The sequence below is a fragment of the Cysteiniphilum sp. genome, from assembly GCF_057495195.1.
Genome location: NZ_JBXTEF010000047.1, coordinates 1 through 21,018, shown reverse-complemented (window position 1 = coordinate 21,018; position 21,018 = coordinate 1). Strand labels below are relative to the sequence as shown.

Annotated in this window: 14 protein-coding genes; 2 read left to right on the top strand and 12 right to left on the bottom strand. The window is 36.5% G+C overall.

What is annotated here, in order from left to right; translation table 11 throughout:
- Window positions 1-5: 5 nt before the first annotated feature.
- The 12 genes from ACY10D_RS04435 to ACY10D_RS04380 form a co-directional block, all read right to left on the bottom strand.
- Window positions 6-635 (bottom strand): DotI/IcmL/TraM family protein, encoded by a 630-nt coding sequence (locus ACY10D_RS04435; RefSeq protein ID WP_486999568.1) that lies wholly within the window; start codon window positions 633-635, stop codon window positions 6-8.
- Window positions 632-1,072, bottom strand: a complete 441-nt coding sequence (locus tag ACY10D_RS04430; RefSeq protein WP_486999567.1) for a type IVB secretion system protein IcmW — start codon at window positions 1,070-1,072, stop codon at window positions 632-634. The genes ACY10D_RS04435 and ACY10D_RS04430 overlap by 4 nt, the downstream gene beginning before the upstream one ends.
- Window positions 1,073-4,072 (bottom strand): hypothetical protein, encoded by a 3,000-nt coding sequence (locus tag ACY10D_RS04425; protein ID WP_486999566.1) that lies wholly within the window; start codon window positions 4,070-4,072, stop codon window positions 1,073-1,075.
- Between the two features lie 18 nt (window positions 4,073-4,090).
- Window positions 4,091-4,846 carry a hypothetical protein gene (locus ACY10D_RS04420; protein WP_486999565.1) on the bottom strand — a complete coding sequence of 252 codons (756 nt, stop codon included), beginning with the start codon at window positions 4,844-4,846 and terminating at the stop codon, window positions 4,091-4,093.
- Between the two features lie 43 nt (window positions 4,847-4,889).
- Window positions 4,890-5,936, bottom strand: coding sequence for a DotG/IcmE/VirB10 family type IV secretion system protein (locus ACY10D_RS04415; RefSeq protein ID WP_486999564.1), 1,047 nt, complete (start codon window positions 5,934-5,936; stop codon window positions 4,890-4,892).
- A gap of 67 nt (window positions 5,937-6,003) precedes the next feature.
- Window positions 6,004-6,837, bottom strand: a complete 834-nt coding sequence (locus ACY10D_RS04410; protein WP_486999563.1) for a DotH/IcmK family type IV secretion protein — start codon at window positions 6,835-6,837, stop codon at window positions 6,004-6,006.
- 194 nt (window positions 6,838-7,031) lie between these two features.
- Window positions 7,032-8,912 (bottom strand): hypothetical protein, encoded by a 1,881-nt coding sequence (locus ACY10D_RS04405; RefSeq protein WP_486999562.1) that lies wholly within the window; start codon window positions 8,910-8,912, stop codon window positions 7,032-7,034.
- 50 nt (window positions 8,913-8,962) lie between these two features.
- Window positions 8,963-10,270 carry a hypothetical protein gene (locus ACY10D_RS04400; protein WP_486999561.1) on the bottom strand — a complete coding sequence of 436 codons (1,308 nt, stop codon included), beginning with the start codon at window positions 10,268-10,270 and terminating at the stop codon, window positions 8,963-8,965.
- Window positions 10,271-10,493: 223 nt separating this feature from the next.
- Window positions 10,494-11,078 (bottom strand): hypothetical protein, encoded by a 585-nt coding sequence (locus ACY10D_RS04395; RefSeq protein ID WP_486999560.1) that lies wholly within the window; start codon window positions 11,076-11,078, stop codon window positions 10,494-10,496.
- A 191-nt stretch (window positions 11,079-11,269) separates the two neighbouring features.
- Window positions 11,270-14,224 carry a hypothetical protein gene (locus ACY10D_RS04390; protein ID WP_486999559.1) on the bottom strand — a complete coding sequence of 985 codons (2,955 nt, stop codon included), beginning with the start codon at window positions 14,222-14,224 and terminating at the stop codon, window positions 11,270-11,272.
- A 229-nt stretch (window positions 14,225-14,453) separates the two neighbouring features.
- On the bottom strand, window positions 14,454-15,338 hold the full coding sequence (locus ACY10D_RS04385; RefSeq protein WP_486999558.1) for a hypothetical protein: 885 nt from the start codon (window positions 15,336-15,338) through the stop codon (window positions 14,454-14,456).
- Between the two features lie 203 nt (window positions 15,339-15,541).
- A complete protein-coding gene (locus ACY10D_RS04380) occupies window positions 15,542-16,612 on the bottom strand; it encodes a hypothetical protein (RefSeq protein ID WP_486999557.1) in 1,071 nt (356 codons plus the stop codon).
- Between the two features lie 335 nt (window positions 16,613-16,947).
- Here ACY10D_RS04380 and ACY10D_RS04375 point away from each other — a divergent pair, with 335 nt between their 5' ends.
- A complete protein-coding gene (locus tag ACY10D_RS04375; protein WP_486999556.1) occupies window positions 16,948-17,139 on the top strand; it encodes a hypothetical protein in 192 nt (63 codons plus the stop codon).
- Between the two features lie 738 nt (window positions 17,140-17,877).
- The gene (locus ACY10D_RS04370; RefSeq protein ID WP_486999555.1) at window positions 17,878-20,964 is read left to right on the top strand and encodes a hypothetical protein; all 3,087 of its coding nucleotides are present in this window, start codon (window positions 17,878-17,880) and stop codon (window positions 20,962-20,964) included.
- Window positions 20,965-21,018 lie beyond the last annotated feature (54 nt).

Genomic DNA, 21,018 nt, shown 5'->3' with positions numbered 1-21,018 from the left:
AAAAATTAAAATGTTAAATTACTGCTTTGAATAATTTGTGCGATGCCAAATAAACTTTGATTCGCATCTTTGGCTTGCTGCTGTTGAATAGTCACTTGTAATATCACTTGGATATTTTGTACTTCATCTGCTTTGGCATAACTTATGAGTAATGGGACTTGTATTTTCCAACTACGAATACCTGATAGATAGCCTTTGGCTGTCACGACTGGCACATCATTCAGTGTCGCACTAACCACAATTTTCTTACTTTTGATCTGAGCCAAAGTATTAGCAAACGCACTATTAAAGCTATGCCAACCGTCACTGGTAAACAGTGGTTCAATGCCACTTAGCTCATGCCGATAATTTAGAAAATCTAACGCATAAACTTTTACAATATTTTGGCTAACCCAGTTAATAACCATCTGATCATTGATGCTTGGCGTCTTAGATAGCATGATTTGTTTGATCACACCGCGGTCATTGACTGCTAGAAATTTTTCTTCCTTACTATGGTAGCAATAGCAACATGCCAACAATAAACCGATATTAATCAAACAACTCACGATAATCACCTTGATCAATAACCTGAAATTATCACGGTAGAATGAAATATTTTGCATAACTTGTTTTAAGTTGTCTTGTTTCATCATACTTCATCCATTGCACGAGTTAATACTTTTTCTAAGGTATGCAGGCGCTCATAACACATCACTCTGGTAATAATCTGACATTTTTCAAAAGAGATGCATCGCTTAAGCAAGTATTGAAAATCCTGATTAGATTCACTGCTTATAGTGATGTAAAACGCATCAAATATATCCGCATTTTCCTCTGCTAAACGTTGCATGTAATACATGAGTATTTTTGTTGGCAACATGTTAGCCACTTCAATAATACTAATGACATTCTCTTTAGTTGCAGGCCAGATATAGCTTTGATCAAAAAAAACCTCAAGCTCATGATAATCTTCAGTACTATAAAGATCACTCTTATCGATTTCGATTTGCTCAAAAGCTGCTAATAAGTTATTGATATAGGCGTTTGAGAATGATGCCCAATAACTATTTATTTCATGATGTAAAGACATTTAATACTCCCTATCCTCAAGATTAAGCTCAGTGATGCCAGATACTTGCATCAATATTTTTTTTATAAACGCATTTGATAAAAAAGAAATGCTCTTATCTGGATAAATCTGAGACTGCATCTCAAAATAACGTTTAGCCGTCCCCATTGGAAACGCTTGTGATAACTGCAAAAGCGCTTCATTTACAGGTAAATGCTCATACAGTTGATCGCGAAGATAAATATCCTCAGCAGTTGTCGTAAAAGCCCATAGTTCATAGGCGCTTAAACTTAAGTTTAATAACTGTGTGTTGATCCCTGATTTGGTATGAAACTGTGATAAAAAAGTCATCCCAGTGGCACTAGGACCGTGAACATAATTTTGCAAAGCATAGCGCTCCGTCTCATTCAGCCCAAATGTTTTAACTGTTTGATTCAGAGCACTATGATTGCCCCCGCTCAAAATAAAAATAGATGTTGCAAACTCAAGGATGACAGGATCAAAATCCGCTAATGCCTGAGATGCTAGAACAACTTGTACATTCTGCTTTCTACCCTCGCGCATATCTTTGATTACTTGTTGGCGGATTGGCCAACAATTCGATGTGCGATGAAATTCATCAAAAACAATACGTTTAGGAATATTGATCATCGATTTAATTTTTTGGGTGTGATGGTGCTTGTAGTTGTCAGTTAAACCATCTAAATCACTTGTCTTTAAATAAAACTGATTTGATGTTGCATGCCTTACTAGCATATAAGCAATAGCTGACTTCTTCTCATCACTGGCGCTACCGGTAGTCACCACTGAGGATAAGTCAAATGCCGTCACACGTGAAGTGACTGATAATTTAGTGACCACATTGACACCTGGGTAATTACGAATACAACTGGCAATATTGCGACAAAAGTATTCAATATAACTTTCACCATTGTTCAAGGTCAGTTTGCCATACAAATCAACAATAGATGGATGATGTACCGCTGATACCAAGTCAACTAATAACGGTGAAGCATGGCGTTGCGCCAATTGTGCCAGTGATATTTCATCCTGTGCAAATAAATAATCAACCACATCCCACCAACTACTTATGTTGGAGTCAATATCGTGATCATTATGCGTCTGTAAAAACGCATCGACTTTAGCAGCAACACCACCTAAATAAAGCTTTGGCTGATTGTCATCATTAGCATTGCGATAGACAATATCAATCACCATTGTGATCATCGCACTCATCCCATCAGGTAGATTATGCGTAATATTTTCTAACATCAAGATAGAGATGAAGTTCACGAGAAAATGCCGATGCATCATATTGGGCACTCTTGAGCCTAAATAGCTATCAAATGGATTAATCGCATCTTCAACAGATAAATGAAATCGATAACTTTGGGCAAGTGCCATACCCTTAGTATTCTCTTTATGTTGCTGTAAAAGATGGATTAATCCAAAAGATGATTCACCGATATCTAGGATTGAAATATACGGAAGCTCATCTAATCCTGCCCTTAAACATACTCCTAGATTCAGTTTATTTAATAATACCGATTTGCCTGCACCAGAGCGTGCATACACAAGCTCAACCCAACTAACCTGCAAAGAAGAACCACTTTGATATGGCCATGTTTTGCCATCTGGTGTCCTAAAAATGGTGGCACCTGACTCCCATGAACATGCAGGTCTAAACAGAGGCATCAATTTAACTGCATCACTTAATGGACAACCAACAACCCCTGCAACATGTTGCTTGTCAAGTGCTAATAAAGTTGAACATACTGTTTTTGTCGGGTCACCAAACTTATCACATACTTGTGCCCCACCCCAACTTTGTACCGCTTTGATCAGCATTGACTTTTGTTGCATGAGTCGATCAATATCATTCTTAGCAGCCCAAGTAACCAAACTAACAGATAGCTTGACAACCGGTACGTCACTTTTTTCTTCTATGCTCTTTAATAACCGATGCGCATCACAGATCAGGCGATTTTCATGCGAGCAAAACTTTAAGAACTGCGCCAAAGTTGATTTTGTTTTGCTCACATTAATGCCATTGTGTGACAAACTATAACTTATCTGCCAAGGGATATTACTCTCAACCAATGCGCGAAATAAGTTGAAAAACGGTTTGATATCTTTTGGAAACAACTCAATAGTAACTGGGGCATAGTAGTATTCACCAAATGCTGCTTCAGATAATGACCTATTTACACCATCCTCGGTAAACAGCTGCTCAGAGAAGCTTGGCCAAAGTAAATAGTTTGCATGACTTCCATTACTATTTGTATCAAAATAGTGTGTTTCACCTGGTAATAAAGCTTGCCAAGTTTTTTGCTGATGATTTGGTGTTATCTGCCATTTGATAGTCGATAATATACGACCTACTGTCAAGCGCTTCATACTTATCTGCATGACGTTTAACGCATTGCTCATCAGCGACATCATCGATTGATGTGCTAGCCTTATCTCAGGAAGTACGTTTAAAAACTGCTGTGACTCTGCAGAGAGCTTGAGCTCTAAATCTTTAATAGATTTGGCTTTATGCGTGAATGCACGTTTTCTTTGTGCACTATCCATAATTGATGAAGTTGTCCATATACACAAATAAACCTGCTCAAAATTACACTGCTGAGAAAGATGCTCTTTGGTTTGAGCAAAGTAATCAGTCAATGGCATATCAAGGCGCTTGGCAGTATGGATGCTTGGTTGTTGAAGTCTATCGATTTGTTCATCAATCTCACTTGGATCATATCGATATAAACACTTCACAATATGTCCTTGTTTTTGTAGCAATGGTGTTAGCGCTTGTTGCAAATGACCTGCCAGCTCTTTGAACTCAAGATCCGAAATTAATTTATTCACACCTGAGAAATCAATGACTGAAAGCAATGCGCCATCCTTAGTGATCAACGTATGTTCATCATCAGCGCTTTCTAATTCACAGTAGCTTGTCAAAGACTTTTTACTAAACTTATCAAGCCAAGCAAAACACTCTTCAACACCTTGATACAAATGATTTAACATAACCAAGCTCCAATGTATTTATGAAAACACATAACCAGATGACATAAAGACTTTATTATGAATGCCATCTATCTTTAGCACTTTGCCATAACCGGGAATGTCACTATTTTTGACTACTGTACGGGTGTAACCATTTTGATCCTCAAGCCAAGCAACCCCATCAACAATCGCCGTTAAATTCAGCTTATCAATACTTGCCATCTTTGCTGCACTCATCGCTTGCAATTGACTTTCAATGCTACTTAGTGCAGTTTGAGCTTTTTGCATTACATCACTATTTTGTGTCATTTTAGCCATACCTTCTTTGAGTACTCTGATATCGCTTTCTATTGACTTAATATGTTGTGCCAATATTAAATAGCTTGATTTTAATTCTTTTTGTGTTTGCTGCTGCATCGTGATTAATGACTGCAACTGTCCCTCTGTCATAGCTTCACGCTTTTGATGTAATGACTGTGGACTATAGGCAGGATAATCATTGCCACTAACAGGCAAGCTAGGTGAGTTAACTTGTTGCCACTGTTGATCAAGCATTTGATTACTCGATGGGTCTTTTTGACTAGGATTTGTTGATGAAAAAAGCGGACTTAGTAATAAATAAGCACCAAAAACCATCGCAATACCAGTAACCGCATAAGCAATATGTATTTTTTCAAATTTAAATCGTTGTGCTTTATTTGATGGCGCGCTTGATGAATATAACGCATCTTCAACTGATGAACCTTCTCCATGATCATCTTGATTATGTTGACTTTTAAAAACATCTTCTTGCATAGTATTAATCTCCAAATAATTTGTGTAGCTGTACAACCAGTAATTATATTTTTGCTGAATGGACATCATCCATAATTAAGATGCCAATAGCAGAACCCTGCGCGAGCTTTACGGTTGGCGGCATATTAAACTGCTGAGCCATCGCAGCACTTAATGCACTACCAATTTGTCCCAAACCTGCATAGGTTGCGTTTTGTGTTGTCATTGCGGTTCTTTGCGTATTGATACAAATAGATGCACCTGCTGGACAACTATTATTCTGGCCATCTGAAAAATAGGTTCCAAAGCCTTGCAAAAATGCCGCTGAAAACAAACTTCCATAGCGCAATAAATAATGATGATTCACACTGGTTGCCATAGCACTTTGTGCTGTGTTTTGATCAATTGCATAAGCGTTGATTGGCATACTACTATTGGCACTAGGAATCGACATACGTGTAAATTTAACCACCAGTTTGTCTTCTTGACGCTCAAAATTACCCAATAATTTTGCCCCTTTATACTTGCCAACGACTATCGTCGCTAATACCGGAGTATTCGCCTGATCACTATTAAGTGCTGTATTTAAGACGGCAAATAAAATATCACCAGCTTTTAACAACACTGAACCATTTTGCGCAGTTGATGCACCAGTTGCCGTGTTATCACCATTATTAATAACTACTTGTTGCATGGTAGGCACTTTATTCCAGACATTAATTAATTGCTGAAAATTGTTTTGTTCTGCCTGTAAAGCGGATGAACTGTCACTATTTGACCACGCTTGCATCTCAGGTGCTTTTAAGGATGAATTGTTTTTGTCTGGCTCATCACTTGCTGATTGCTGCTGATAAAATGACTTAGGATCCTCACTTTTAGATGTTTGTTGATGAGCATCTTGCCCGTTCGTACTAAAAATATTTTCTATATAGCTATCTTGAGATTGTTTTGCCTGAGAAACGTTTTCTTTATTTTGCTGTTGAACCAGCTTGTCATAGGCGCGTTTGTGCAGATCATTTGGTTGATTGGGTGAGATTTGATTATTAATTGATGATGACAAATAGCTCTTAGAACTATTTGAAAATAGTGATATTGCAATCGTAATTGCCATCACACTACCAAGAAAAATACAAAGAATCTTGACCCTAGGATGTTGCGCAAAAAATTTCAGTAACGCTTTAAACATCATCACCCCCAATCATCACTTTTTTTAGACCCGAGCTTGTTGAAACAAGTACGACTGACGTTGGATTAATTTCATAAGCATTGATATGTGTAGTCGTATTATCCTCAGCATGATGAGTCCACGAAGGTGATACCAGCACCCCTTCGGTTATTAATAGATAATGTCCTTGATAGTGCCATGCACTAAGTGCACTATCTGAGACAGTTAACTTTTTCGCCTGATCCGGCACGATGCCATGCAGTAAATCAACCAATACACCGCCATCTAACTGAGTTAATTCACTGTCACTGTGTCCATTAGAGTCAATCACACGAATATAGTCTAAATAGTCCCATTGCGACTGTGTTGATAACAGCGTGATCGTCACAGGAATTGATAAGCCATTGAGCATAACAGCCATATTCGTCTGTGAATACGGCTTTATTGCTTGCATCATTAAGACGTTATTTTTCTTATCCCAATCCACCTTGAAATCACCACTATTACCAATAACATAGCTGCTAATTGGCAGAACATTGCCATTGGCATCTGTGAAAATAAGCGAGGTAACCACACCAACGCCCAAGCGCACGTTTGGTGGCGTGATGTGCTTAGTTGGATTAAGACTCGTCATTAATACGCGCGAAACCCCTTGCGTTCCTGACATTGCCGGTACCGTTGATGCGGCTTTCTGACGCTCAGATACGTCTGACTTAATCTCCTTAATTTGACTTGGTGTTAGCGGAAACATTGAGCTGACTAATTGATCAACATCATTTTTATTTGCAAAGGCCCCCTGTGTCAAAAAACCAATGGCAATACCAAGTATTATATGTGTTCTTCTCATCAGAAAATTTATTATTTTTGTGTTTTGACATCAAGATAATACGACGTTACAGCACTTGCAAAAACTAAGCTTTGAATCAAGCTAAACGTTTATTTAAGTCTTTATTTACAGTAGTTTAACGGGGTTTATATTTATTGAGACCTTATAATCGCCTGCCTTGATAAACGTCAAACTAAATAATTAAAAATAGCGCATTAAATCTCACCTGCTAACTCATTCTCTTGTTGTGCGCTTGCTTCTTTAAAAAGCAAGTGAAAGAAATTATTTTCTTGAATGTTATCTAAAAAACTCTTGTTATATACTTGAATGTTTTCCGAAAAATGCTCGTCATATAACTGCAAGGGTAATATTTCTTTAATATCGCTGTTAGCTAACGAGGAGTGCCTCAATTCATCAACTAACACTTTGACTGATTTGTTATTAATCAATGACTCTTCAGGTTTGGAGGGTAGTTTTAGCTTAGATAGCATATCACTAAGCATTTCTTTAAGATTTTCCTTACCCAAGTTGAGTTTTTTTACGCCTGATAAGAAGACTTTTACTGCTTCACTACGGTTATGATACAATGCCATAAACAATCCTGACATAACGCCTTTTTTAGCAACAAGTAACGTTTTTAATTTATGGTTATCTATTGTAAAAGAATTTAATTTATGCAGCATCGTCTCGACAATGTCTGATAAGCCTTCTTTAAGCGCCCAAAACATTACTGGATAATCATTATTTATTTCTTTACTTTTTCCGACATCGTTCACCACCTTAAAATGCTTATATATCAACCATTTGTCTAGCTCACTCGTATCATTTAAATCAAAGCGCTTTATCAGCTCTAGGTAATCACCAAAAGCACGAGAGTCATTCTTGTCAACTATAATTGACAGAGTGTTTTGTTTAGTGTTGTTTTCATGTGTCAATATTGCCTTTAACTCCTTTAATGCTTGTTCATTTATGTCAAATAACTTTAGCATCTTTATTATTCGAGAAAGCACGAAAGAATGATTGTTTTGCAAGGCGTTTTGTATTTGATTATTTTTATTATCATCTTCAACTGCTAAACATCTTAGCAAGTCTGACACACCTATTGACAAACTTTTGCAACCTTCCAAATAGGATTTAAACTCTTGATCACTACTATCCTTTTGCTGCTTTAGCATCTGTAAAAATAAATTCCCTTCAGGATAATTGCTACCCAAAAAAATTTTCTTTAACACAGCTGGGCTTGTAATATATTTTTTGACAAGTTCCACAAATACATTCAATTTATCTTCAATTCTATCTTCTGATTGGATGATGTCTTTTAAAAACGATTGATATTTACTATTGATGAACACATTAGGATTATTTGAGTAGCTTGATACATTAAACAGATTAGAGTTGCCAATAGTACCCTGCTGTTTTAGTCTTTCATATATTTTATCAAACTTGCCTACAGCTTCTTCTACAAAAATTTCATCATGATCAATCAAATGCCACTTCTCATCATGGCATACAAGTGCCATTCTATGCCTCGGCCTTTGAACAGTTAAAACAAACTCTTGAGATTCTTTTTTTTCCTTTAAAAATTCTGTAAACGACGTCTTATCATTAATACCTATAACGGTATCATTGCCGGCAAATATTTCTTTTTGATTGTCTTTGGCTTGGGTTGCAAAGAGTTTTGCTGCCTTTTGATAGTCTTGCGTACCAAACAGGTAGTTTCCTAGGTTGTCCTTTAACTCTTTATCATTGTTTGGATCATTTATAACACCTTGATACAATAATACTGTATCGCAGAATGCTAACAACTCACCAAATGTAATGTCCTTAATTTCAATATTCAAGATTTTTTGTTTTTGTTCTTGGTCTCTTGCCTGATCAGAGTGCCAAATATGCGTAAGAAATGATAGTATCTTCTTATCATTTTCACTAAAAGCTTGTATCGACTTTGCTCTATGAAGGAATTGCTTAAACAGGCTAGTGCTATCAGTCGCTAAATGACCCAGCGCAGCCTGAACTGCGGTAAATGCAATACCATAACAAACACCGCCCTCATCAGGGCTATATCCAAGTAATTTCATTAGTTCAATAATTCTCATTAAAACATCCTTACTATTTAAAATAATTAACTTTCTTATTGTATTATTACTTAAGGTTTTGCGACGCCTAGTTTAAATTGACATAATTGATTATTGAGTTTCGCTGCTTGTTTAAAAAATAAAAACCTTTTGGGGTCACGCTTTTTCAATTCCTCATATAAAAACTTAGGTAACGCAGCTTGCATGCTTTTCAAGCCATATGCGCCTGGCGAGTTCATATCTGCAATTGTTTGCATATGCTCAGAGTAGAAAAGCTTTTTAAATATCTTAGCAAAATGCCTTTGGTCTCTTGTATTATAAAGATCCGGAAAAGCACCATTATCTTGGTAGTGCACTAACAAAGCATCTGCAAATAACTTTACCATTCCCGCGCGATCTTTACCTGACTTGCAAGTTGTATGTGTTTTACCACCTAGGTGGTTAACTGCAATCAGCTCATAAGCAGCTCGTGAGAGCATATCACGTCGATTTGGATAGGTTGTATTCATCGCTTTTTCATATTTTACTAAAGCTTGTTTAACTAATTCCTTGCTATCCCCGTTTCGCTCACTATTAAGTTGCTGAAGTCTTTTGACGACTTTCCTACGCTGCCAAAGGCTTACACCAAAGAAAACATTGTTACAAAGATAATTATTGACCTTGCACAATAGCGACATATTAACCGAGTAATTTGTTCTTAGTATAATCCCCTTATTATCATCACCAAGACTTCTAAAGAAATCATACACCGCCTTATTTTTATAGCGTAACATTTGGTTTTCTTTGCCTGTGACAAACCCTGCAATACCGGGCTTAAGCAAGGTTTGATATAGCATTAATTTAGGTGCATTATTGTCACCTTGCTGATAAATTTCTCGAGCATTGTTTTGTGTTTGAACAATAATACTCTTTTTTCCCATTTTTGACTGGTATGGCACAAGAACCGAGCTAGAATGCACATCCGATGCCCAAAGCTTACGACCATGATATAACACATTGTGCAGCCAATAATTGCTTATGCCTGAGCGGCGATCCGCACTGCTTTGAAACTTCTTACCAACATAACTGCTATGAAGATTATATGTATTTGATCCATCACTAGCACCAATTATATTTCTCAGTGTGTCTTGCGGGCTAATTGTGCTTAACTCTTGAAAAGACATAAACTCAATTTTATTGTCCTTGATAAATTGATTTACTTTGTTTACTAATTTTTTATTGGCAAATGTAAGGTTTTTTGCCTTTTTGATTTCTTCTTTTTCAATATCGTCAAATGGCGTTATATCCTGATTTTCATCAACCATTTTCTGCAGTAATTGAAGCGTTTTTGCTTCGCGTAATTTTTGTGCATCATTTAAATTAAAGTGATACTTATTCATATTAGGTTCTCTCTATTATCTGGAGTTACTATGCCATGGTGGAAAAACAAACTGCATTGGCTATCACCTCTCTCCTTGTGGGAGAGGTCACACAGCTTAGACTGTGCGGGTGAGGGGAATTTGAACCTCAACTTAATTTTGATTGATTACTATGAAGACTCGTGGTCATTATCGTACTTGATCCGAGAATCCAAAAAATTTCTGATCATATTTGCATAGGCACTTATTTAAATGGTTTAAATGGCTGTAAACCTTTAGCGGCATTTTTATTGCCTTCGGCAGCCTTAAAGGGCATCGAGATGTTGCTATTTTTAGATATTAGATTGTTCTTCATACCTGTGATGAATTTTTTCGGATCTGCAGGGTTTGGCCTTTTCGCATAACCTACACCTAATGCCATCTTATGATTAGTACTTTTCATCCTAGCTTGACATTGGTCATATGCAGAATTAAATGTTGGCTTTTCAAGCTTATTTTTTGCAACAAATATTTTTAAGTGAAGCAGATTATGTGATGCAAACTGATGTGTATTTAAGCGTTCACTTTCTTCCTGCAAGGCCTCGGGGTTATTCGCTAACTTATCTGCTACTTCTTTAAAGCGTTGCATGTCATCTAAGGCCAATGCAGACATCGCAAACCAGATAGTATATGCATTATCTTTACTAATACCACCTTTAATCATAGTGCTTAATAAGCCTGCTTTTTCTGTTAGCAAATAATCTCCCATTTGCTGATAGCGTTTTTCTATTTCAGATTGCTTTTTTTTTACATCATTGGCAAAATTTTGTACTTTTTGTATATCTAGCATTATTCTTTCCTCTAAATTGTTAATATGAAGCGCTCTTATCAAAGCATTATTTTCATGCTTTGAGTGTGTATGACCATAATGCCAACTTACTCACCTTGCAAAAACATCATAAAAAAACAGGCTAAACGCCTATAATAACATCGATTCATGGTGATTTAACTATGCCTTTCTAGTTGTCATAACCGGAAAGGCTAGTTAACATTTGGGAGCAACCCAAGATCTTGCTCAGATGCCTTTTTCTTAAGAATAAACTCCCAACCATCGTTTTTTTGTGGCTTAGTATTATAGACCTCAACACCCTTCTTATTCTTGGATAAAAGATCCCCATCGCTTTTAGTTCGCTTTATTTCAACTTGGTTATTGCTTGAAAAGGATGCCAATTCATCCATATATGCTTTAAAGTGCTCCAATAATCTGCTCATTTGATCAAGTAACGGGCTACCAACTTTACTCTTTAAGTCTTGAAGATCCTTCTTATCTTGATCAGATAATTCAGAAAGCTTGAAAATATCATCAAACTTAGCTTGTTCAATGGGTTTATCTTTTAATGCTTTAAGATTTCCAATAACAGCCGTTGCCACCTTTATTTTATTTTTATCACTCCTAAAGGTTCCATATTGTGATTTCTCATGGGCTTGCACCTTGCTTATCATCCCATCAATTAGCTGATAATACTGTGAATTGTCATAACGCATATTCTGCAAGGAAAGTTTATGATCTATCTCCTGCTTGTATTTGTTTAAGTCTTCTATTGCTTTACTTAAATCCACTTGATTGTGATTAGGATTATCCTTTGTATATTGCTTAATATTATTGATGGCATTTGTAATCTCCTGCTGTACTTCATATAAGTAAATACCATATGCACCAGTACCAACAAGAATTTGATTATCCTTGATGTTTTCAATAAAGTCTCGTGTTGACGCTATCGCTTTATCGAGTTTATCTAAATAGTCCCTTGATGCTTCAGGCATGAAATTCACCTGCTTATTATGCAATGCAAAAAGAAGCTTATCGTTATTATTCACAAATGCGCCTGCCTCTGCTGTGATTAGTGCATCAGGAGCGTAAAACCGCTTAGTATAAGCCATGGCATTGCGCATTGACTCACATATACTTTCTGGCGTTGGATTATTTCCAGTTAACAAGGCATCAGTAAATGCTTGACTTAACAAGTCTGAATAATCGACAAACAATTTCTCTTTGAGAAAAAGATGTATTTTTGCCTTTGTTTTATCATTTACTGATTGATTATTTGGATCAATCAACTTTGCTAATTGTTTAAGTAGTAATGTATGATAGACACTAAACTCATTACTGTATGTAAGGGCTTGTTCAAGGTGGTTTTCTGCATTTAAATCAATGTCTGGTTTTTTTAATAACGAAAATAAGAAATCTCTGGATTGTGTTAAGTAGTTATCGATATTATTCTCATCAATCTCTGGCAATTTGTCGTCTGCAGGCAGAGCCAAGAGATGACGTAGCACACTATCCCCTCTTAAAATATATGCCTGCTTTTCTAAAGAAGTCGCACCAAAAGCAGTATTGAGTTTTTTGGCGGCATCTGTTAACGCCTCATTGGTCTTAAGATCACGTATTTGTGTTAAGTCATGCGCAATACCATCAAGTTCATTGACATAAAAGGCAGTCAAATACTGAGGCAATACTTTATCTTTTGGTAAAGTAGCAACAATTTCCAATATCTGATCTTTGACTTTTGCTTTTACGCCAAATTTTTCGATAAAACTGCTGTTATCACGATTATTTAAATATTTCTGAGTTTCTTGGATGCACTTCTTAAATGTAGAGTCATTGATATTTGCCGCCAGCAACTTGGCAAAGTCTATTGCTTGACGATCAGCAGTCTTAGCAATCCGTTCAATCGCCTTTGCACCAAGATCAGTTTCAATGCGTTTACTATGACGATAACGCTTAGCATATTCCTGAAGCCAGAATTGCGTTGAGCCAACTAAAATGTAGGCATTATATACTAATCCATCACATTGATTAGAAACATAATTTTGTAATTGATTAATACTGCTGTTTGAAGTAGGCATCACTTGTTTGGTTTGCATGTCAAGCTCGATCGCCTTCTTGTTAGTTGTTTGCGTAATGTTATTAAGTGCTTGACGCTCTTCTTTACTATGACTATACATTAATGACTCAACATTTAATGGTAAATAATAAGCAAGCGCACTCACTAAAGCCGCTGATGCAACTGCAGCACTTACTGGTGCGGCAGCTAACGCCAAAGCACCTGTGGCAAGCCCTAATGCGCTTGCTGGTAAAAAGGAGTATTGTGCATAAGTACTTGGCTCATCAGCTTGATTGGTAAGAAACTTACTAACTTGAGTTAAAAAGCTTACCTGAAGCTTTTGTGTAAAATTATCTGGATCAACATCATCAAAGTAACGTTTGATTACTCTTGTCATACCATAACTATTCTTATCATTTTGAATCTTTTCATCATGAATCTCATAAATATCTTTGAATGATTTAACAAATAGTTTATCCAGTTCAGTCAAAAAGTAAGTTTCAACAGCAATTTTATATTCATCACTGTCGGCTTCATCCTTAAATTTAGCACGCATATCAATAGACATATTGTGCTGATCTCCATATAGTAAAGACTGACGGTAATGAAAAAGTTTAATAAATTTTTCCGTTAAGTCGTTACTCAACGCAAAGAAACCTGATTCTTTGAATTGTTTTTGAAATGTCTCTAAGTCTATTTCTGGCCTTGTTTTTTCAGGCAGGATATTATAAAACGCATTCGCAACAACACCCCCTAGTGCCACACTGATGGTATTAATTGCAAGATTTTTACCTGGTGTAAATTCAGGAATGGGGAGTAATTCATTTAGTGTCGATCGAGCAACACCACCACTCACCACGCCTGCTAGCCCTGACAAAACCCCTGCTTTAATTTGATCTGATATCGACATGCTCTCAAATAAGTTATCTATTTTTGTTGAAAACTCTGATGAAAATGGATCAAACTGCGTCATCAATAGCTCGATTTTATGATCATTTGCCTTACCGTTGCTGAATTGTTTTATTATATTTGTCTTCATTACTTGCTCAAGGTAATTTTTATGATTCTGGGTAATATCTTTCATAGCTTGAGCTACTGATTGATTAGGCATATGCTTCTCCTCATTTTATATGATTAATATGTACTGGTTGTATGCCTTTATCAAACTTAAAGGACATAGGGTTAATGGTGTTATTTTTATATTTTTTATACAGTGTTGATATTTATCTGAGAAACATCTTGATTTTTTGCTTAACATGTACCTATTTTAAGGATAGGAGTATAGTTAAGATCATTCACACAATTGGTGTATACCACTCGTAAATTATTTTGCAGTATTTCTAGGGAACTATTGGATCAGTGACTTTATGCTCTGGCGTTTGCTTGTGTGCGTGATTCATAAAAGTTAGGCATTGATCAAAGTTATTAGGTTGATTCAAGCTTGGCGTTGCGCGCTTAAGATCTGTTTCTAAGATGTCAATTGTATACTTAAAGTCGCGCTCTTGTGACAGCGATTGCAAAGCTTCAAGGTGAGTAAATCCTGCAGCCTCCATCAAGCCATCATTCATCAAACCAACAAACATTTCTTTTATATCTTGTTCTGAATTAATCTCTATATTACCTGTTATATAAGGTACAACATTGCTGAAATGTCCGCCATTATGCACTAAAAGCTGAGGCACTTCTCCTGTGGCTATATGATCACGAAAGCTCTCATAAAGCCCAATAAAACGCTTTGGATTATCAAGATCATGCCACGATGTGGTTATAACGCTTTTCCGATTATTCGCAGGCAGAGCGTAAAGTAAACCAATATCTTTCTGGAAGGTTTGCATTTTTAGCTGCTGAATAAAATCACGTAGATCTGATTGTAGTTTATCTCGCCACTGTGATTCGATAATATCAGGTGATAATTCAGCTCCCCCAAACAAATCCTTAAGCTCATCTATAAAGGTTTGCTTGGTTTCGTTTATATGTGCGTCAGATAATGCTAATGGCAAATATTGCCCAATCTTAGTCATATCGCCTTGATAGGTTTGTTTGAAAAGCTCATACAAGCTCAAAAGCTTATCATTATCACTTTGATCAATCCCATCCTCAATGGCTAGCCAACCATGGGCTAATGCATCTGCCTCACTAAGCGAAGGATCAGCAAGGCGTCCAATAGAAATAATCAGGCAGTCGTTATTATCGCCTGCATTGTCTTTTAATTGATACTTTATCATTTTTTATATTTCTCTCTGTTATGTTTTGGTAGATATAGCTTAAAATTAGTTATTCAGGACTAGAGTTTTTTCAGCAATTCCCGTTAACCTAGCAAGACTAGATAAATTAAAGTTGGTAATAATTCAAAAATAAGTTGAGCTTCAATTACTCCCCTCACCCGTGCAGCTTAAGCTGCACGACCTCTCCCGCAAGGGGAGAGGTACTAGCTGGGCCCACTTGACTCTGGTAATTTTTTGGCTTTTGTTGATAAGTCCTGATAGATTTTTTGTTCATTTAACTGCTTGAAAATGTTTTGATAATTCCCGTAACGTGCTGATATTTTTGAATCAGCCTCTTTATAAGCAAGACTACTTTGATTATTACTATCGATAAGTATTTGTTCATGCATGTCACGTATACTGTTATATACACCAGATTCACGATCTACACTTTTACCACTTAAATAATCCAAAAACTCTAAATTTTCATTAACTCTCCTAATATAAAATTCTTTTAATAGGTTACCTGCTTTTGATAATAAACTGCCACTTTCTTTACTGTCTTCACTATTGCCTATGTTACGGCTTACATAATCATCAATTAAAGAGCATTTTCGGTAAGTATCTTCCCCTAGTCCTTTTTTCTGGAATAAGTTTTCAAAAGTACGTTTAAGCCAACTCGCTAATCTGATTGCCCAGCTCTCTGCTTTTTCAATTGTCCCACTTGACCACTCTAGTTCTTTATTAGCTTTCGATCTTTCTTGCAAGAGGTCTGGTAGTTTAAAATCTTCTCCTTTTAAAGCTTTAGTCGTAGCTTCTACCATTGCTTCTTTCATAATACCCCTTGCCAAGTCCTTATGGTCAGGATTTTCTTCTTCAATTTCCTTTAAAATATCTCTAAGCTCTTTGTCAAACCCCTTAAGTTCGTTTATAAAGTCTTTGCTATTGATTTTATTTTTAAGTTCTTCAAAAATCTCAACATGCTTATCCTCCCCACAATTAAGAACATATTTTCCGCCTTGCTTACTAACCCCTGGTAATTTTTCCTTCAAATAAGCTTCAACTGCCTTGATTAATATATTGCCAGAAATATAATCTCGCTCATCATAGTCTATAGAAGATTTCTTACGATTAGTACCTCCACCCTCCATATCTGCATTTCTCACGCTTACAGTAGCATTACGACCCAAGCCATGGTTGAAAAAACGACCTGACAATAAAGTTTCACCAATGGATATTTCTCTAGTCTTGCCAGGACTGGCATTGTTTTTTAGTATAATTTTCAAACCGCTCATATTCTTCTCCTAAAATTAATTTTTTAATCAACATTTAATCCAGCAAACATTCTTATGTATTAGCTAGATGCCATCACTATAACGTGATTTTTGAGATATTAAATCGTATGCCTAGTTGATCGATCATTGCGCTTTAGCTTACGTATTTACCACATCAAAATAGGCAATTGATCGCATTGTTTTAAGCGATCTGTTTGCTTAACTGGATTTTCACTGTTTTTGATGTATGTTGATACTGATCGCTATATTATAAATCTAACAATGGATGTATAATTTCATTACTACAGATGGGTGATAAATCATCTCAACAAGAAAATATTAAAGGAGATTCAATAATGAAAATTAAAAACTTCTCAAATCACCTTGAAAAAAGGCTTAATAAAAATGAAATCAAGGAAATTGAGCTGGCTGCTAACATTGAATTCGATGCATTGCAAGCACTGCAAAATGTCAATACCATCAATTTAAAAAAGTTCGATAACAATGAAATTTTAGCTGCTATTCATGATGGATGTGAGCGTCGTTAATATTCAGCTATTGGGCAACGCTTGCATTGAAGCATCTTCTAAATGTTATGGAATTGATTTATTTTGACTTTTCCCTCTGGAAAAATAGCATTAATCTCTAGTGTCCCCCCATTGCTTCAATATAATGCTTGATGGTAGATATATACATATCTGTGTTTTTTTCCAACCTAGAAATATTAGCTTATTTCTTATTGAGAATTCTAGCTATAGCCTCCTGACTAAGTTGCTTTGCAACCCCATTAAAAAATGGGGCATCACCCTTTCTGAATATTAATACAACTGCCTACATCTAAAGCATACTATAACAGTAACACCCAGTATATGATCAACATTGTCAAGCATTAAGATTATTGGGGTAATCATATGAAACATCAACAAGAAAACTTGCTGTGGTCTGGATCAGAAAATAGACGAGATTCAGATGAACCTCGTAAGTTTTAAGTCTTGGAATAACGTTTAATCAGGCAGCCTTGGGGACTGCTAAAAACCGCCAAGCCTCCCATGCCACGGGAGCGGTATGACTAGTGCCGCATATCCAAGTTATGCGAATATTTTAAATGGTATAATGCACCATAAAATATGGCGTTTCAAGGGGAGATCAAGTAGTTGCATATTTAAAAGTTGTAGCACTAGTTTAACCTCCCCATTTCAGCAGTGCAAGAGACGGCAATATCGCGCAATCGGTGGTTTATAGTAGAAAAATATAAACTTAAGTTCAATTTTAAGCTGGGTGAAGTAATGAGCAAAACTATAAGTAGGGTCAGCAAGTTAGGCTTAAAAACAATGGCAGCGATGATGCTAAGCGCATGTGGTGGCGGTGGTGAATCTACTGAAAGTCCAGAGAGCAATCGACCTGTTGAGCAGAGAGTTCCTACTGATAACAGTGTGTATACGCCAGTGGTTAATCTGCCCGAACAGGTTCCTGCAACTGATCCTTTGAGACAAATTCCCGAATATACTAGCGTTAGCACACCAATTTATTCAGATATCTCAAGCACTGAAATCCCGCTTAGCGAGCGTCTTGCAGATCGTATTGTTAATACAAATCCACGCAATAATCATTTTATCGAATCAGATAATTCGAATGATAACACACATGAATATGTTTTTGAGTTGCAAAGGGATTCAAGAAATGGTGATTTGATTGATTATGCTTTTCGCCATGAAATTTTAGGTGGAAATGCTAACAACTTTAGAATTCTCAACACCACTGCTGATGGTCACCGCTACCGTGTTCGTGTTAGATATGAACCTCAAGACAATAGTACTTGTGTTCATCAGCTAACGCTTTTTGTTTATGCTACAGGCAGTCAAAGTACTCATCAACTAACACAAGCAATTCAATTAAATGGGTATCGCCCACTTAACATCTTGCTAAGAATGCCAGAAACGGATCGCCGTGATGCCATTCAAGATTATTTTGGCAATGCACTTGCTGCTAACTCACTAAATGGCCCAAGATACAGCATCAATCATGGCTTGGTTTTCAGTTCAGTCAATATATCTCAGTTTGCCCAAAATGCCTGGATAGATCAAAGACGTGGAATGTATGGGCAACAGTTTGCTTTTCCATTTAACGTACCTTTGGTGCAAACCTATAACCCTGTAAACGCGCTGTTTGCTAACCAGCTTGCTATTAAGACGTATACAGAAAATGGGGATGAATTATTTTTTGTAGTGCAATATAAGCCCGAAGCACAGGAGATTCATGATGAAGTGGGTACTGTCAACTCTCATGACAATCGTTTAAACACTATTATCAAGCATCATGCGCTGTTTTCTGATGGTGTAGCACCGATGAGGCCACTCAATATAACGGGGTATTTATCCGTTGTGGGGTCAAGCGTTTCTTCTCGGGTGTCAATTAATCCACATGATGGTACTTGGTCACCAGCTGAAAATAATCATCACATCAAGCACAAGTTGTTCGCGCCAGTAAGCAGTTATGTTGTGAGTGAATTGAATAATATTAGTAATGGTCATAAGAAGATAATTAGTGTCAATGTGCTCCTTAATGCTGACGATTATAATGCATTAAGTCAGCGTATTGCATATGTGTCAGGTGCGAATCCTCGCTATTTAAATGTTAAACGCTTATTGCGAGATCGCGCTATTCCACAGGTGTTTAAAGAGGCGGCAACGGCTTATAACAAACTATTTTTAACCTATGCTATGGCGACAGATCAGCACAATATTACAACGCCGATGACTGATTTGCTTTTACGTACGCCAACGAGCAATACGACAACGAGTACTATTTCTACGCATAATACAGCAGCAACAAATAGCGTAACTCCAAATCGCCCTTCGAGTACTACGACACCAACGACGGGGGGTACTAATCCACTTCTAAACATAGCAACAAGTAGCGTAAATCCAAATTACTCTTCGAGTACTACGACACCAACGATGGGGGGTACTAATCCTCCTCAAAACACAGCAACAACAAGTAGTATCAATAGTAGTCAATTGCCTAATCAGATAACAACGATAGGAAACAATAATTCGACTCAAAATATAATCAGTGAAAGCACCACTTCACATAATACGACAACACCAAGCGTTATTAATAATTTAAATAGTGTGTTTAATAATGTACAACAACTCAGGGAAGGCATTGCTTCATTGCCAAGCAATTTGACAGAGGATCAAAAATATGACCACTTGGAGGCGGAGGATAAAGGAAAATTACTTCAATATGCTAAGTCGGAAAGATTATTTATTGATGCGGATATTGGTATGTCTGAGATCTCATCGTGTGCTTGGAAGCTTATATTTGCAAATTTATTGTTGCATTCGGATCTTGAGAGCCTAAAAGATGTCTATGGATCTCCGACTGACATAGCCAATTATCCATTATGTGAGTTAATCAAAAGATTTTATAATTATTATTCGTTGTTGAATTATAAAAATCTCGACCTTGCTGCTCTTATAAAAAACAAGAAGAATCAATTTTTGGGTCATTTAAATGCATACAATATAAACACACATGAGAATAATCCTTCTCTTACTTATGCATCGAATGCTCATGATAGATATAGTAAATGGGTACTACGAAAAAACTTGCGATACAGTGATAGAGGAGTTAATTACACTTTCTTGTTCATAGAAGAGCCATATACGGCAATGTTACAATCGGCTATTGATGATGTTTCAGCAGACGATTTTAATGCTCAGTTCAATAATCACTGGCGCCAGCGTTTGACAGAGACTACACTTCTGAATCAGCTTATCCACGGCTGCTCGGCTGTTGTAAATGATGAGTTACTAAGAAAAAAGTTTTATTTTATTGCTGAAACCATTCCAAGCGCTATCATTACTGCTCAATATAATCGAGCGTCAGAATTGTATCAGGTGTTTTCAAATGTAGACAATTACCAAACACTAAAAAATTTGTTACCACAAGACCAACAACGTGAGCTTGATACATCAGTAGATGGTGCTAGGACAGAACAAATGAAGCGGTTAGTAGAAGATCAAAGCTTGCAAAATAACACATCGTTTCGAGACGCTCTTTTTCAACTGTGGCAGAAGAGTGTTAGAGACTTATGGGTTTTAAAAGCCTACAATACATTAGATGGTTGTAATGATGGTAAGGATCAAAAATTAAATGAAGTATTAAATGGTGTAGAACGCGAAATATGGCAACTTGTTGATCGACATTTATATCACCCCAGACTCACAATACTATCTAAAATAGGGCAGCTATTGAAGTCGTTTAAAACTCAACTGTTAGAGCAAAAGTTAGCAGAACATTGCTCTATTGGAGCTGCTGGTACTGAGCAATATATCTATTCTCACTCTATAATGCGAATCAAGGGTTGAATAATAATCAAAAATAAAGTTTACGAGTTGCCAATCCATAATTTATTGTGTTAA